Origin of the sequence: Aquibium carbonis (assembly GCF_003970795.1) — a bacterium.
GTDB classification, from domain to species: Bacteria; Pseudomonadota; Alphaproteobacteria; order Rhizobiales; family Rhizobiaceae; genus Aquibium; species Aquibium carbonis.
In genome coordinates, this window is sequence record NZ_RWKW01000068.1 from 14,339 (window position 1) to 29,612 (window position 15,274).

12 protein-coding genes are annotated in these 15,274 nt (G+C 66.6%); 11 read left to right on the forward strand and 1 reads right to left on the reverse strand.

The window, feature by feature from the left end; translation table 11 throughout:
- The first annotated feature begins 74 nt into the window (after nucleotides 1–74).
- The 11 genes from EJC49_RS17495 (at nucleotide 75) to EJC49_RS17545 (ending at nucleotide 13,831) form a co-directional block, all read left to right on the forward strand.
- Nucleotides 75–3,896 carry a PAS domain-containing hybrid sensor histidine kinase/response regulator gene (locus EJC49_RS17495; protein WP_245453451.1) on the forward strand — a complete coding sequence of 1,274 codons (3,822 nt, stop codon included), beginning with the start codon at nucleotides 75–77 and terminating at the stop codon, nucleotides 3,894–3,896.
- 199 nt (nucleotides 3,897–4,095) lie between these two features.
- Nucleotides 4,096–5,136 carry a substrate-binding domain-containing protein gene (locus EJC49_RS17500; RefSeq protein ID WP_126701227.1) on the forward strand — a complete coding sequence of 347 codons (1,041 nt, stop codon included), beginning with the start codon at nucleotides 4,096–4,098 and terminating at the stop codon, nucleotides 5,134–5,136.
- A gap of 73 nt (nucleotides 5,137–5,209) precedes the next feature.
- Nucleotides 5,210–6,586: a phosphate ABC transporter permease subunit PstC gene (pstC, locus tag EJC49_RS17505; protein WP_126701228.1), complete on the forward strand. Its 1,377-nt coding sequence runs from the start codon at nucleotides 5,210–5,212 to the stop codon at nucleotides 6,584–6,586.
- Nucleotides 6,586–7,881 (forward strand): phosphate ABC transporter permease PstA, encoded by a 1,296-nt coding sequence (pstA, locus tag EJC49_RS17510; RefSeq protein WP_126701229.1) that lies wholly within the window; start codon nucleotides 6,586–6,588, stop codon nucleotides 7,879–7,881. Before pstC ends, pstA begins: the two co-directional genes overlap by 1 nt.
- Nucleotides 7,882–7,895: 14 nt before the next feature.
- Nucleotides 7,896–8,711 carry a phosphate ABC transporter ATP-binding protein PstB gene (pstB, locus tag EJC49_RS17515; RefSeq protein ID WP_126701230.1) on the forward strand — a complete coding sequence of 272 codons (816 nt, stop codon included), beginning with the start codon at nucleotides 7,896–7,898 and terminating at the stop codon, nucleotides 8,709–8,711.
- Between the two features lie 32 nt (nucleotides 8,712–8,743).
- Nucleotides 8,744–9,451: a phosphate signaling complex protein PhoU gene (gene phoU / locus EJC49_RS17520; RefSeq protein WP_126701231.1), complete on the forward strand. Its 708-nt coding sequence runs from the start codon at nucleotides 8,744–8,746 to the stop codon at nucleotides 9,449–9,451.
- Between the two features lie 14 nt (nucleotides 9,452–9,465).
- On the forward strand, nucleotides 9,466–10,155 hold the full coding sequence (gene phoB / locus EJC49_RS17525; protein ID WP_126701232.1) for a phosphate regulon transcriptional regulator PhoB: 690 nt from the start codon (nucleotides 9,466–9,468) through the stop codon (nucleotides 10,153–10,155).
- 56 nt (nucleotides 10,156–10,211) lie between these two features.
- Nucleotides 10,212–10,466 (forward strand): type II toxin-antitoxin system HicA family toxin, encoded by a 255-nt coding sequence (locus EJC49_RS17530; RefSeq protein ID WP_126701233.1) that lies wholly within the window; start codon nucleotides 10,212–10,214, stop codon nucleotides 10,464–10,466.
- Nucleotides 10,463–10,795, forward strand: coding sequence for a type II toxin-antitoxin system HicB family antitoxin (locus EJC49_RS17535; RefSeq protein WP_126701234.1), 333 nt, complete (start codon nucleotides 10,463–10,465; stop codon nucleotides 10,793–10,795). The genes EJC49_RS17530 and EJC49_RS17535 overlap by 4 nt, the downstream gene beginning before the upstream one ends.
- Before the next feature lie 107 nt (nucleotides 10,796–10,902).
- A complete protein-coding gene (locus tag EJC49_RS17540) occupies nucleotides 10,903–12,219 on the forward strand; it encodes a vanadium-dependent haloperoxidase (protein WP_126701235.1) in 1,317 nt (438 codons plus the stop codon).
- A gap of 1 nt (nucleotide 12,220) precedes the next feature.
- The gene (locus EJC49_RS17545) at nucleotides 12,221–13,831 is read left to right on the forward strand and encodes a CRTAC1 family protein (protein ID WP_342635360.1); all 1,611 of its coding nucleotides are present in this window, start codon (nucleotides 12,221–12,223) and stop codon (nucleotides 13,829–13,831) included.
- Nucleotides 13,832–13,847: 16 nt separating this feature from the next.
- Here EJC49_RS17545 and EJC49_RS17550 read toward each other — a convergent pair whose 3' ends face one another.
- On the reverse strand, nucleotides 13,848–15,092 hold the full coding sequence (locus tag EJC49_RS17550) for an ROK family transcriptional regulator (protein ID WP_126701236.1): 1,245 nt from the start codon (nucleotides 15,090–15,092) through the stop codon (nucleotides 13,848–13,850).
- Nucleotides 15,093–15,274 lie beyond the last annotated feature (182 nt).

Below are 15,274 nucleotides of genomic sequence, written 5' to 3' on the forward strand. Positions count from 1 at the left end.
GCATGACTAACCTGACGTGCGCCGTCGGGGGATTGCGGGTGGAAGGTGGAATTGGCAAGGCTTTGTCGCCGGGAATGCCGCGGCCCGCGGGCGGCGGCTGGAACCCGTCGCCGAATCCGGCCGGCGCCGATGGCGTCCTGCGCGACATCGACGCCCAGTTCGGCGCCAATGGCTTCGCGACCCTGCTCGAACTCTCGGCCGACTGGCTTTGGGAAACGGACGAGTTCCACCGCTGGTCCTGGGTGAGCGAGCGCGGCCTGGAGATCACCGGCCTGCCACGCAACGAAATCATTGGTCGGTCGGCCATGCTGGGGTTTTCCCGCAAGGCGCTGGACGATCCCCGGTTCGCCGCCCATCTCGATCTGATCGCCGCGCGCCAGCCTTTCCGCGATTTCCTGATGGAACTGCCGGCCAGAAACCCGGCCTGTCGCTGGATCTCCGTTTCCGGCATGCCCGTCTTCGACGATGACGGAAACTTCCGCGGCTATCGCGGCACGACGCGCAATGTCACGGCGCTGATCGAGGCAGCGTCGTACAGCCTGCGCGACGGCGGCGACAGGGCGCCGCCTGCGTCCGCGCCGGCCGTCCGGTCGGGCGACGCGGACGCCGTAACCCTGCGCTCGGCCATGAACGTCATCCACGACGCGGTGGCGATCTACGATGCCGACGACCGCATCGTCCTCTACAACGAGGCACTGCTGACCCTCTACGACGGGCTTGCCGACGTCATTCGACCCGGCATCCACGTCCGCGATTTCCTTCGGACGGGGCTCGAACGGGGCTTGTTCGACACCGACGGCGTCGACCCTTCTATTTGGCTGCGGGACGTCCTGCACAATCGCGCCCTCGACGCGCCTGAGCCGACGACCATGCGGATGACGAACGGGCGCTGGATCTTCCACCGCGAATACGTCACCGCGGACGGCGGGCGCATCGGCATCTGCAACGACATCACCGCGGTGAAGCAGCGCGAGGAGGAACTCGCGCGCGCCAACGAAGCCCTCAACCAGGTGGTCGGGGACTTCAAGACCGCGCTGAACGCCATGAACATGGGCGTGATGCTGCTCGATTCCGAGCTCCGCATCGAGTCTGTCAACGGCGCCTTTCGCGAACTCTGGCGCATCGACGAGCAGGCCGCACCGCTCGGCACGCCCTTGCGCGCGGTCTTCGATCTCGAACCGGTGCGGGCCCTCTACAATCTCCCGCCCAGCGAGCGGGACGCCTATTTCGACGGCCGCATCGAGGGCATGAAGGCCGGCCTCCTCGGCACCGGCGAAATCCATCGCTCCGACGGCTCCACCCTTCTCTATTCGATCACGCCGCTGTCGGCCGGCAAGACCTTCCTCGTCCACTACGACATCACGCCGCTGAAGCTGCGCGCGGCCGAACTCGAGCGCGCGCTCGAACGGGCCGGGCTGGTGGAGGCCGCGCTGAACGCGGTCAGCGACCCGGTCTTCGTCAAGGACACCGACCTGCGCTACGTCTTCGTCAACGAGGCGTTCGCGCGGCTCGTGGGCAGCACCGCGGCCGCGCTGGTCGGCAAGCGGGCGAGGGACGTCTTCGAAGACAGATGGACCGTGCCGTCGGAGGCGGAGGAACAGAAGATTCTCGCCACCGGCGAGCCGCTCGAGATAGAGGACGATCCGGACCGCCATGGCGACGGGCGTTTCCGCATCCTGCGCAAGCAGCTCGTCACCATCGATGGCGGCAAGCAGTTCCTGTCGGGCCTGCTCTTCGACGTCACCGACATCCGGCGGCGGGAACAGGAAGCCGAGGAAGCCCGACGTCGTCTCGCGCACGTGTTGAAGACGCTGCCGGCCGGCGTCGTCATCTATGACGAGCATGACCGGTTCGTGCTCTGCAACGAGCACATCGTCACGCGGCTGCCGAAGATCGCCCACCTGCTCGTCCCGGGCGTCCCCTTGCGGGCCGTTCTGGAAGGGGGCCATGCCGCCGGCTACTTCCGCTTCCCGAACGAGCCCGAGATGGAGCGTCTCTACGACGAGGATCCGCCGGCCTGGCTCGAAAAATGCCTGCTCCGCTATCACGAGACGCAAGGCGTGCGCGAGCAGCTGAACCCCGACGGCACCTGGCTCCAGGTCTATGACGAGCGCACCAGCGACGGCTTCTTCGTCGGCGTGCGGGTCGACATCACCGAACTGAAGCTGCGCGAGGAGGCGTTGCGCTGTGCCGAGCAACGCGCCGTGCTGGCCGACCGCGCCAAATCCGAATTCCTCGCCAACATGAGCCACGAGATCCGCACGCCCATGAACGGCGTGCTCGGCATGGCCGAACTCCTCGCCCGGACCCAGCTCGACGTGAAGCAGAAGACCTTCACCGACATCATCGTCAAGTCGGGCAACGCGCTCCTGACCATCATCAACGACATTCTCGACTTCTCCAAGATCGACGCCGGCCAGATGGTGCTCGATCCGCTGCCGTTCAACCTCACCGAATCGGTGGAGGACGTCGCCACGCTGATGTCGACGCGCGCCAACGAGAAGGATCTCGAGCTCATCGTGCGGGTCGATCCGCGATTGCCGCCCGTCGTGGTCGGCGACGCTGGTCGCCTGCGCCAGATCGTGACCAACCTGGTCGGCAACGCCGTCAAGTTCACCGATGCCGGCCATGTTCTCGTCGACGTGTCCGGCAACGTCTCGGACGGCACGGCCAGGCTTCGGATCGAGGTCGAGGACACCGGCATCGGCATTCCCGAAGACATGATCGCCCAGGTGTTCGAAAAGTTCAGCCAGGTGGATTCCAGCTCCACCCGCCGCCACGAGGGCACCGGCCTCGGCCTGGCGATCACCTCGCGGCTGGTGACGCTGATGAACGGCCGCATCGGCGTCGAGAGCCGGCTCGGCGAAGGCTCCACCTTCTGGGTCGAGTTGGAGCTGCCCGTCGGCGAGGCCGTCGAGAGCCGGCGGATCGTCCCGATGGACGTCACCGGCGCCCGCATCCTCGTGGTCGACGACAACGCGGTCAACCGGTCGATCCTGATGGAGCAGATGGCGGCCTGGGGCTACGATGCGTGCGCGGCCTCCAGCGGCAGCGAGGCGATGGCGGTGCTCGCCGAGACGGCGCGTCTGGGCCTGCCGGTCGACTGCGTGGTACTCGATTACCAGATGCCGGGCATGAACGGCGCCGACGTCGCGGCCAGGATCCGCGCCACGCCCTTCATCGACGACACGCCGGTGATCATGCTGACGTCCGTCGATCAGCCGCTCAGCGGCCGGCAGCATCGCGACCTCGGCATCGCCATGCAGATCATCAAGCCCGTCCGCTCCAACCTCTTGCAGGAGTCGCTTCTGGCCGAGGTGCAGCGGCGCCGGCTCGCCCGTGGCGCCGTCTCGGCGAGGCCGGTCGCGCCGCCGCCTCCCCTCGCCCCGCGGGAACACGAGGCCGCGGTCGTCCACAAGCTGCCCGAGCGGCGGCCGACGCCGCCGGCCGACGCCACGCCGCCCGGCGACGCCACGACCGAGGTCGGCGGCTGGACGAGCCATCTCGACATCCTCGTGGCCGAGGACAACGAGGTCAACCAGCTGGTCTTCGCGCAGATCCTCGGCGAAACCGGCTATACGTTCGAAATCGTCGGCAATGGCGAACTCGCGCTCGAGATCTGGCGCGGCATGCGACCCTCGATGATCCTCATGGACGTTTCGATGCCGCTCATGAGCGGGCTGGAGGCCACCCAGGCCATCCGCGCGGAGGAAGGGGAGGGCGAGCACATCCCGATCGTGGGCGTCACCGCCCATGCGCTGAAGGGCGACCGCGTCCGCTGCCTGGAGGCCGGCATGGACGACTATCTGTCCAAGCCGATCAGCCCGCGAACGCTTCGCGAGAAGGTCGGCCGGTGGCTCGCGCACTCCCGGCAGGCGCAGTCCTCGACCGCCTGACCGCCGGCCGCAGACCCGTCTTCCGGGGCTGCGGCGGATGCACCCCGTTCCCGTTGCCGGCAAAGCACTGCCGGAGCGGCGGAATCGAAACCTTAATCCTGCCGACACAAATGTGTCATCGAACTGTAACATGGGCGGGCTACTCGGGCCGCGGCGCAAGACTTTGGCGTCAGAGGAATTCCCAAGAGGAGTAGGCCCCATGAACAAGTTTCTCGTCTCGGCGTCGGCGGTTGCCATCGCCCTGACCGCGTCGGTCGGCGTTGCCGCCGCGCGCGATCAGATCCGCATCGTCGGTTCGTCGACCGTTTTCCCGTACAATCAGGCTGTCGCTGAAGAATATTCGTCCAAGACCGGCAACCCGGCTCCCGTGGTCGAGTCGCTCGGCACGGGCGGCGGTTTCCGCGCCTTCTGCGGCGGCATCGGACCGGACCACGCCGACATCACCGGCGCGTCGCGCGCCATCACCAAGTCCGAGAAGGAGCTCTGCGCTTCCAACGGCGTGACCGACATCACCGAGGCGCTGATCGGCTATGACGGTCTCTCGCTCGCGATCTCGCGCAAGAACGATGCCGACTGGGATTTGACCGAAGAGCAGATCTTCCGCGCCGTGGCCGCCGAATTGCCGAACGAGGCCGGTGAACTCGTCCCCAACCCGAACCAGACTTGGGCTGACGTCGACTCGTCACTGCCGGCGACCAAGATCGTCATCATCGGCCCGCCCCCGACCTCGGGCACCCGCGATGCCTTCGTCGAGCTGACCCTGCATGATGGCTGCAGCGCCATGCCGTTCTTCGCCGAACTGAAGAAGACGGACCGTGACGCTTGGAACGTCGCTTGCTCGCGCGTTCGCCAGGACGGCCTGTTCGTCGAAGCCGGCGAGAACGACAACCTCATCGTCCAGTCGCTCGACGGCGACGTCAACGCGATCGGCATCTTCGGCTATTCGTTCCTCTACGAAAACTCCGACAAGCTGAAGGGCGTTGCCATCAATGGCGTCGAGCCCACCTTCGACACCATCGCCGACGGTTCCTACCCGGTTGCTCGCCCGCTGTTCTTCTACGTGAAGAACGCGCATCGCGGCGTCATTCCTGGCATGAACGAGTTCCTCGAGGAGTATATGTCCGAGGAAGCTCTGGCGGCTGGCGGCTATCTCGCCGAGCGCGGCCTGACCCCGCTTTCCGAAGAGAAGATCCTGGAAGTGCGTGAGGCCGTGACCGGCGGCAAGAAGCTGGAAATGTAATCTCCAGACCGAGGGAAGGCCGCCGGGAAACCGGCGGCCTTCCCCTTTGACTTCGCAGGCTTTGGGGACGGGTATGGTCAGCTACGCTTTCGCGCTCATTTTGCTTCTCACGCTCGTCGCCTATTTCGCGGCACGTCGCCAGGCTTCGGTCGTCGGCCGATCCGTCGGCGCCTCGATGCACTCGCGTCCGACGTATCACGGCTTCAACGCCGCGATCTGGGCCTGCGCCCCGCCCTTGATCATCGTTCTCGTCTGGGTTCTCTTCCAGGACGCCGTCATCAACCGGATGATCCTCGGCCTCTTCGACGCCGACCGCATCGCAGCCATGTCCTCGGCCGAGCGATCGCTGCTCATCAGCGAAATCAGGCAGCTCGCCGCCGGTCGCCAGTTCGGCACCCCGGGCGAGGATCTTCTCGCGGCAGCGCAAACGCTGAACGGCTGGACCTGGCTGGCTCACGTCTCCATGGTCGTCATCGTGGGCGTCATCGGCGCCCTCGGCCTGGTGCTCGGCGTGCGCGCCATCGCGCCGCGCTACCGCGCCCGCCACAGCGTCGAGCTTTCGCTCAACATCTTCATGGTGTTCTGCTCCTTTGTCGCGGTCTTCACCACGATCGGCATCATCGCCTCGCTGGTGTTCGAATCGATCCAGTTCTTCATGCGCGTTCCCGCGTCCGAGTTCTTCTTCGGCACGCGCTGGGAGCCGCAGATCCCGATCCGCGCCGACCAGGTCGCCGGCTCCGGCGCGTTCGGCGCCATCCCGGTCTTCGTCGGCACCTTCGTCATCGCCACCATCGCCATGGTTTTTGCCGTGCCTATCGGGCTGATGTCGGCGGTCTACCTCACCGAATATGCCGATGTGCGGGTTCGCTCCGTCGTCAAGCCGCTGCTGGAAATCCTCGCCGGCGTGCCGACCGTGGTCTACGGCTTCTTCGCGGTGCTGATCGTGGCGCCGCTGATCCGCGATTTCGGCACCGGGCTCGGCCTCTCCGTGGCGCCACGCAGCGCGCTTGCCGCTGGTGGCGTCATGGCCATCATGCTTATCCCGTTCATCTCCTCCCTCTCCGACGACGCGCTGGCCGCCGTTCCGCGTGCCCTTCGCGAGGGGTCCTACGCCATGGGCGCAACCAAGGGCGAGACGATCCGCAAGGTGCTGCTGCCGGCCGCGCTGCCCGGCATCATGGGCGGCATCCTGCTGGCGCTCAGCCGAGCGATCGGCGAGACGATGATCGTGGTCATGGCCGCCGGCCTGATCGCCTCCATGAACATCAACCCGCTCGACTCGGTGACCACCGTGACCGTCCAGATCGTGACGTTGCTGATCGGCGATACCGCATTCGACAACCCGAAGACGCTTTCCGCCTTCGCACTGGGCCTGATGCTCTTTATCATCACGTTGTTCCTCAACGTGATCGCTCTCAGCATCGTCCGCAAATACCGGGAGAAGTACTGATGGCCGCGGTAGAAACGACCGGTTCCGGCGCGCGCACGATCGACTGGTCCTCGGACGAGTTCAAGAAAAGGCGCAGCCGCCGCTATGCGGCCGATCGCCGGCTGCAATATTACGGCATCGCCGCCATCGCCACCGCTCTGGGTCTTCTGGCGATCCTGATCACCTCGCTGGTCATGACGGGCTACACGGCCTTCACGCAGACGATGGTCTCGGTGCAGATCACCCTCGACGACGAACGGATCGACCGCAACGACGTCTTCGGGGCCAACTGGCGCAACATCGTCCGCGACGCCTTCAAGGCGGCCACGCCCGGGCTCGAAACCGCCGACGAGCGTGCCTATTTCGCGATGTTCACCAACAACGCGCCCTTCCTCGTCCGCGACCGCGTCGTCGCCGATCCCCGCCTCGTGGGCACCACGGTCACGTTCACCATCCCGATGGCCGATCCGGTCGACCAGCTCGCCAAGGGCCAGATCGACCGCTCCACGCCGGAGAGCCAGCGTCGCGTCAGCGACCAGCAGATCGCCTGGTTCGACGGGCTGGCGCAGCAGGGCATGATCTCCCGGCCGTTCAACACCGGCCTGTTCTTCAATGCCGACAGCCGCTTCCCGGAACTCGCCGGTCTGGCCGGTGCCATCTCGGGCTCGTTCTGGGCGCTCATGGTCTGCTTCTTCATCAGCTTTCCATGCGGCATCGCGGCGGCCATCTATCTCGAAGAGTTCGCCCCGAAGAACAAGCTGACCGACCTCATCGAGGTCAACATCAACAACCTTGCGGCGGTCCCGTCGGTGGTGTTCGGCCTGCTCGCGCTGGCGGTGTTCATCGGCTGGTTCAACATGCCGCGCTCGATCCCGCTCGTCGGCGGCCTGGCGCTCGCCCTGATGACCCTGCCGACCATCATCATCGTCACCCGCGCCTCGCTGAAGTCGGTTCCGTCTTCCATCCGCGAGGCGGCGCTGGGCATCGGCGCCTCCAAGCATGAAGTCATCATGCACCACATCCTGCCGCTCGCGATGCCCACCATCCTGACCGGCACGATCATCGGCCTGGCCCAGGCGCTTGGCGAGACCGCGCCGCTGCTGCTCATCGGCATGAACGCGTTCATCACCAGCCCGCCGGCCGGCATTCTGGAGCCGGCGACGGCGTTGCCGACGCAGATCTTCATCTGGGCCGACAGCCCCGAACGCGGCTTCGTTTCGCGAACCTCCGCCGCCATTCTCGTGCTGCTCGGCTTCCTCATCACGATGAACGCCATCGCCATCTTCCTGAGGCAGCGCTTCGAGCGCCGCTGGTAATGGAGTAGAGAGATATGAACATGTTGACCGAAGCCTCCATCGAACAGAAGCTCTCGCCCATGAAGAACGAACCCAGGATCAAGATGCGCGGCGACAAGGTCACCGTCCATTACGGCGAGAAGCAGGCGCTCTTCGGCGTCGACCTGCAGATCCCCGAGCACCAGGTCACCGCGCTGATCGGCCCGTCGGGCTGCGGCAAGTCCACCTTCCTGCGCTGCCTGAACCGCATGAACGACACGATCGACGGCTGCCGCGTCGGCGGCAAGGTCACGCTCGACCAGGAAGATGTCTACGATCCGAAGATCGACGTCGTCGAGCTTCGCGCCCGGGTCGGCATGGTGTTCCAGAAGCCGAACCCGTTTCCGAAGTCGATCTACGAGAACATCGCCTACGGTCCGCGCATCCACGGCCTGACGAAGTCGAAGGCCGAGATGGACGAGGTGGTCGAGAAGAGCCTGCGCAAGGCGGCAATCTGGGACGAGGTCAAAGATCGCCTCTCGGAGTCCGGCACCGGCCTGTCCGGCGGCCAGCAGCAGCGACTGTGCATCGCGCGCGCCATCGCCGTGTCGCCCGAAGTCATCCTGATGGACGAGCCCTGCTCGGCGCTCGATCCGATCGCCACCGCCAAGGTGGAGGAGCTGATCGACGAACTGCGCCAGAACTACACCATCGTGATCGTGACGCACTCGATGCAGCAGGCCGCCCGCGTCTCGCAGCGCACGGCCATGTTCCACATCGGCTATCTCGTCGAGGAAGGGCCGACCGACAAGATGTTCACCAACCCCGACGACAAGCGCACCCAGGACTACATCACCGGCCGCTTCGGCTGACGCCGGTCCAGCTTCAAAGACGAGGACACAACATGGGTGAGCACACCGTAGCCTCCTTCGACGAGGAACTTGGGTCGATCGACCAGCTGATCCGCGACATGGGCGCCCTCTCGGCGACCATGGTCGCCGATGCCACGCGGGCGCTGCTGTCGTCCGACAACCCGCTGGCGCAGCGGGTCATCTCCGACGACGCCATCATGGACGCCAAGCAGCGCGAACTCGACGAGCAGGCGATCACCCTTATCGCGCGGCGCCAGCCGATGGCGCAGGACCTGCGCGCCGTCGTCTCGGCCATCCGCATGGCCTCCGATCTCGAGCGGATCGGCGACCTTGCCAAGAACATCGCCAAGCGTGTCGGCGCGGTCGGCCAGTCGGCCACGCCCAAGCCGCTCGCGCATTCCATCGATTCCATGGCTTCGCTGGTGCACGACCAGGTGAAGAACGTCGTGGCCTTCTACGCCGAGCGCCGCTCCGAGGAGCTTCCCGCGCTGCGCGCCGACGACGAGAAGATCGACATCAAGTACACGGCGATCTTCCGCGAACTCCTCACCTACATGATGGAGGATCCGCGCAACATCACCGCCTGCACGCATCTGCTTTTCTGCGCCAAGAACCTCGAGCGGATCGGTGACCACGTCACCAACATCGCCGAGAACGCCTATTATGTCATGACGGGCCGGCAACTGCCGATGTCGCGCCCGCGCGTCGACGAGACCGCCGTCTCCGACGCCGCCGGCTGAAGGAAACCCGTGGCATGATCGCCGCAAAGGTGATGGTCGTGGAGGACGAGGAGCCGCTCTGCGTCCTCCTGAAGTACAATCTCGAGGCCGAAGGCTACCAGGTGGAGGTCATCACCCGGGGTGACGAGGCCGAAATCCGCTTGCAGGAAAGCGTGCCGGATCTGCTCGTTCTCGACTGGATGGTGCCCGGCATTTCCGGCATCGAGCTCTGCCGTCGCCTGCGCGTGCGGCCGGAGACCGAGCGCCTGCCGATCATCATGCTGACCGCGCGCGGCGAGGAGAGCGACCGCGTTCGCGGTCTCTCCACCGGGGCCGACGACTATCTGGTCAAGCCGTTCTCGACCCCGGAGTTCGTCGCCCGCGTCCGCGCGCTGCTGCGCCGGGCGAAGCCGGAGGTCCTGTCCTCCGTGCTCAAGGTCGGCGACATCGTTCTCGACCGCGAAGCGCATCGGGTCTACCGCCGCAAGGCCGAGATCAAGCTCGGCCCGACCGAATTCCGCCTGCTCGAGTTCCTGATGCAGCATCCCGGCCGCGTCTTCTCGCGCGGACAACTGCTCGACAACGTCTGGGGCGAGACCATCTACATCGACGAGCGCACCGTCGACGTTCACGTCGGCCGGCTCCGCAAGGCGGTCAACAACGGCCGCATGCCCGACATCATCCGCACCATCCGCGGCGCCGGCTACGCCATCCGCGAGGCGTAGGCGGGCGGTTAGAGGCGATGCTTGCATGAAGTGCTAGCAAACCCTATGTTGCTGCCATGAACGGCAAGCAGCGCAGGACTCTCGCGGCCATCTTCAGCGATCCCGTGTCGGGCACCCTGGAATGGGCAGCGGTCGAAAGCCTGCTCGTCGCGGTCGGATGCAGGATCATCGAGGGCAGCGGCTCTCGCGTCCGATTCGAGAAGGGTGGCGAGGTCGAGAGCTTTCACCGTCCTCATCCGGCCAAGGAAGCGAAACGCTATCAGGTCCGCGCTGCCCGGGCGTTCCTGATCAGGTTGGGTATCGAGCCATGAACAACATGATGACCTACAAGGGCTATTCGGCCCGCATCGAATATGATGACGAGGACGGAATTCTGTTTGGCCAGATCGCCGGCATCCGCGATGGCGTGGGCTTTCATGCCGACAACGTCGAGGACCTGCGAACTGCCTTTCACGAAGCCGTCGACGACTATCTCGAAACCTGCGCCAGGATCGGCAAGGAACCGCAGAAGCCTTATTCGGGGAAGATGATGTTCCGCGTCAGCCCGGAGGTCCATCGCAGGGCTGCTTTGGCGGCCGAGCTTTCCGGTAAGAGCCTCAACCAGTGGGCCGAGGACGTGATCGACCGCGCAGCGGGGTGAAGGGCCTCGTCTTCCAGCCAAGCATCATCCCCCCGCCCTTGTCCTTTGCCTTCCGCCTGTGCTTTCTTCGCCGCGCGGTCGTTCCGGCCGGCGTGGGAGGATCATCGATGGCTTGGCTTGGCAGAATCGGCGTGCCGTTCTTCGCCGTCGTCCTCGCCCTGCTCGCAAGCGTGCCGGGCGCGCAGGCCAGTGATCGCAGCGCCGTCGAGCCTATCCGGAACTGGTATCGTCTCACGCTGGAACTCGTGCGGCACACGCCCACCTATTCGCCGCCGGTCGCCAGCCGCGCGCTGGCCTATCTCGGCATCTCCGCCTTCGAGTCGCTCGCGTCTGGCGACCCGCGGCTCAAGACGCTGGCCGGCCAGCTCAACGAACTGGACGCGCTGCCCGCACGCGAAGCAGGGCTGCATGCCGAGGCCGTGATCGTCCAGGCTGCGATGGCCGAGGTGATCCGCGACCTCTTCGCCAACACCGGCCCGACCGGCCAGCGCGCCATCGCCGCCTTCGAAAGGAAGCTTCGCGCCGAGGCAACCGCCGGCCTCGCCGCCGACGTGGTCGATCGCAGCGAAGCCCACGGGCAGGCGATCGCCGCGCACATCCTCGCCTGGTCGCGCACCGATGGCGGCGCGGTCATCGAGAACATGGGCTTTCCGGCGACCTACCAGCCGCGTGATGTGCCGGACGCCTGGGTTCCGACCAGCCTCGTCGCCCAGCAGCAGGCGCCGCTTCTTCCCGGCTGGGGCTCGAACCGCACCTTCGCCATGCCCCACGGTGCCGCCTGCGGGATTGCGCCGCCGCCCGCCTATGGCGAAGCGCCCGACAGCGCCTTCTACCGCGAAGCGGCGGAGGTGCACCGCGCCGTGCTCGACCTGACGCCCGAGCAGCGTCTGATTGCGCGCTTCTGGGCCGACGATCCCATGCTGTCGCCCACGCCGCCCGGCCACTGGATCGCCATTGCGCTTCAAGCCTTGCGGGAGGAGGGCGCGGATGCCGCCCGCTTCGCCGAAACGCTGGCGCTCATCGGCATCGGCATGGCCGATGCCTTCATCGGCTGCTGGGACGCCAAGTTCAAGTACGACCTCGTCCGGCCGATCACCTATATCCGCCGCGTCATCGACCCGGCCTGGGAGCCGATCCTCAACACGCCGCCCTTCCCGGAATATCCGAGCGGCCACAGCACCCAGTCCGGTGCCGCGGCCACCGTCCTGACGGGTCTGTTCGGAGACGATCACGCCTTCGAGGACACCACTCATGTCGACGACGGCCTGCCGGTCCGGTCCTATGGAAGCTTCTGGGACGCCGCGCACGAGGCCGGCATGTCGCGCCTTTTCGGCGGCATCCATTTCCGCTCCGCCATCGATCGCGGGCTGGAGCAGGGGCGTTGCATCGGCGCCTTCGTCAACGCCCTGCAAACCCGGAGGTAGCGTGCGTCCCGTTCGTTTCGTTTCGCCGCTGCTCGCGGCCGTGCTGCTGTCTGCGGCGATGCCTGCCAGGGCCGAAGAGGCGGTCGCCATCCCCCGGTTCGTCGAGGAAACCGCATCCTCCGGCATCGACACGGTCTATGAAGGCGAATGGGAGTTCATGGTCGGCGGCGGCGCGGCGGTGTTCGACTGCGACGGGGACCGGAAGGCCGATGTGCTGGTCGCGGGCGGCGAGGGGCCGGCCGCCTTCTATCGCAATGCGAGTGCCGTCGGCGGCGCCTTGCGCTTCGAACGGCAGCAGAGCGGCCTCGAGGTCTCCGGCGTCTCCGGCGCCTACCCGCTCGACATCGATGGCGACGGCATCCAGGACGTCGTGCTGCTTCGCGTCGGCGAGAACCTCGCCATGCGCGGTCTCGGCGAATGCCGCTTCGAGCGCGCCAACGAGGCCTGGGGCTTCGATGGCGGCGATGCCTGGTCGACCGCCTTTGCCGCCCTGTGGGAGCGCGGCTGGGCCTTTCCGACGCTCGCCGTCGGCAACTACATCGACCGCGAGCAGGATGCGTTTCCCTGGGGCTCCTGCACCGACAACTGGCTGCATCGTCCGGCGGGCGTCGTCACCCGGTCCTTCGCGCCGCCCTTGCCGCTCACGCCCAGCTACTGCGCGTTGTCGATCCTGTTCACCGACTGGAACCGGTCGGGCACGCCGGACCTGCGCGTTTCCAACGATCGCGAATACTACAAGGGCGGCCAGGAACAGCTCTGGCGCGTTGTGCCGGGGCAGGCTCCCGAACTCTATGGCCCGTCCGATGGCTGGAAGCCGCTCCGGATCTGGGGCATGGGCATCGCCAGCCACGACCTCGATCTCGACGGCTATCCGGAGTATTTTCTCACCAGCATGGCCGACAACAAGCTGCAGACGCTGTCGGATCCGGGCGCGGACGGCGGGCCGCTGCCCGTGTTCGAGGACATCGCCTTCTCCCTCGGCGTCACCGCCCACCGTCCCTACATCGGCGAAACCGTCAAGCCGTCCACCGCCTGGCACGCCCAGTTCGAGGACGTCAACAATGACGGCCGCGCCGATCTCTTCATCGGCAAGGGCAACGTCGCCAAGATGCCCGATTTCGCGGCGGACGATCCCAACAACCTGCTCCTCCAGCGCGCCGACGGGACCTTTCTCGAGGCCGGCGACACGGCGGGCATCGCCAGCACGGCGATCGGGCGGGGCGGGGCGCTCGCCGACTTCAATCTCGACGGCCGGCTCGACATGCTGGTGGTGAACCGCTGGTCGACCGCCCAGGTCTGGCGCAACGCGGAGTCCGGCCCGGGCCGCTGGCTTCAGCTCGAACTGCGCCAGCCCGGCGCCAACCGCGATGCCATCGGCGCGTGGATCGAGGTGCGGACAGGCGACAGGGTCCAGCGGCGCGAAGTCACCGTCGGCGGCGGGCACGCGTCCGGCCAGGCGGGATGGCGCCATGTCGGGCTGGGCGAGGCGCGCTCCGCCGAGGTCCGCGTCCTTTGGCCGGATGGCGAGGCCGGGGACTGGCAGCGCCTCGACGCGGATGGATTCTTCATCATCGAGCGCGGACGGTCAGCCGTCGCCTGGTCGCCGGGCTGAGGCGATTCGACGCCGGTCAGGCCGTCTCGCGCTGGAGATCCTGCGCCCCGGCCGCACCGGCGGCAAAGATTTCGCGGTCGACGAAGGTCAGCGCCAGGCTCGCGCAGCCCTCCCTTATCAATGGCCGTTCGTCCGGCTCGGTTTCGAAGGGGGGCAGGCGGTGGTGCTGCCCACCCGCGGTCTTGGCCATCGCCTCGCGCATCGGTCCCTCGATCAGGTCGAAGGCGCGCGCGCCCTGGCCGATGAAGATCACCGGCGCCGGGTCGATCAGCGAAAACAGCGAGCCGAGGCCATAGCCCAGCGCCTCGCCGGCACGGCGGTAGGCCTCGCGTTCCGGCCCATCATGGTCGCGGGCGGTGTCCGCCAGCGCCTGCATCTCCTCGTCGCCGATGTCGACGGCGGGTGCGTCCTCTTCCGGCAACCCCTTCGCGTTGCGCCAGATGGCGTAGTTGCCGGCATAGGCTTCCACGCAGCCGCGCTTGCCGCAGCGGCAGAGCGCACCTTCCGGCACGTGGTTCATGTGGCCGAATTCCGCCCCCGAAGACGTCGTGCCCTGGAACAGCTGCCCCTTCAGCACCAGGCCCATGCCGATGCCGTGCGACAGCATGACGGCGAGGAAATTGTCGCGATAGCGGTCGGGGCGGTGTTCGCCCAGCGCGAGCGCGATCATGTTGCAGTCGTTCTCGATGGTGGTCGGTATCCCGAACGCCGTCTCGATCGCATCCGCGAAACCCACGTCGGTGTGCTGGGTGATCGGCGACCACAACAGCATCCGCGACCCCGAATCCGTGATCCCCTGGACGCCGAAGACGATGCGCCGCACCCGCATGCCGATCTTGGCGGACTGGGCGATCAGGTCACCCGTCACGGCGACGGCGGCATGCACCAGTTCGTCGCGCGGCAGCGTCAGTGTCGGCAGCTTGCGCTGCACCGACGCGATCACCTCGCCGGCATAATTGATGAGCGCGGCCGACAGCGAGTTCATCGAAAGCACGAGCGCGATCACCGTGGCCGCCTCCGGGTTGAGGCCAAGCGCCACCTGCGGCCGGCCGCGGCGGGCGCCCGTCGTCTCGGCGTCACGAACCTCGCGCAGAATGGTCTCGTCGATCAGGTCGGCGGTGATGGCCGAGACGGTGGAGGCCGACAGCCCGGTCGTCGCGCAGATGTCCGTGCGCGACAGGCGTCCGTGTCGCCTCAGCACGGAGATCACCACGCGCCGGTTCTGCCGGCGCACGTCGTCCGATCTCGTGATCGCCGTCATCGCTGCCTCGTCCTCCCTCGCAAGCCGGTCAATCGCAATGCAGCAAGAATTATGTTGCGCTGCAATAAGTTAGCTCGCTCCAGATTCATGTTGACACGGCTTGACGGGTGAGTCACTATTTTTTTCGAGCCTCGAATTAAAGAGGCTGACTGCCGGACAGCCCCCTCGTGCAGGGGCGTGCG

Excerpts from the sequence above, each read along its gene's own strand:
- EJC49_RS17540 (WP_126701235.1), top strand. The coding sequence starts at position 10,903 with ATGGCTTGGCTTGGCAGAATCGGCGTGCCGTTCTTCGCCGTCGTCCTC.
- EJC49_RS17550 (WP_126701236.1), bottom strand. The coding sequence starts at position 15,092 with ATGACGGCGATCACGAGATCGGACGACGTGCGCCGGCAGAACCGGCGC.
- phoU (WP_126701231.1), top strand. The coding sequence starts at position 8,744 with ATGGGTGAGCACACCGTAGCCTCCTTCGACGAGGAACTTGGGTCGATC.
- EJC49_RS17530 (WP_126701233.1), top strand. The coding sequence starts at position 10,212 with ATGAACGGCAAGCAGCGCAGGACTCTCGCGGCCATCTTCAGCGATCCC.
- EJC49_RS17535 (WP_126701234.1), top strand. The coding sequence starts at position 10,463 with ATGAACAACATGATGACCTACAAGGGCTATTCGGCCCGCATCGAATAT.
- pstA (WP_126701229.1), top strand. The coding sequence starts at position 6,586 with ATGGCCGCGGTAGAAACGACCGGTTCCGGCGCGCGCACGATCGACTGG.
- EJC49_RS17500 (WP_126701227.1), top strand. The coding sequence starts at position 4,096 with ATGAACAAGTTTCTCGTCTCGGCGTCGGCGGTTGCCATCGCCCTGACC.
- pstB (WP_126701230.1), top strand. The coding sequence starts at position 7,896 with ATGAACATGTTGACCGAAGCCTCCATCGAACAGAAGCTCTCGCCCATG.
- EJC49_RS17495 (WP_245453451.1), top strand. The coding sequence starts at position 75 with ATGCCGCGGCCCGCGGGCGGCGGCTGGAACCCGTCGCCGAATCCGGCC.
- pstC (WP_126701228.1), top strand. The coding sequence starts at position 5,210 with ATGGTCAGCTACGCTTTCGCGCTCATTTTGCTTCTCACGCTCGTCGCC.
- phoB (WP_126701232.1), top strand. The coding sequence starts at position 9,466 with ATGATCGCCGCAAAGGTGATGGTCGTGGAGGACGAGGAGCCGCTCTGC.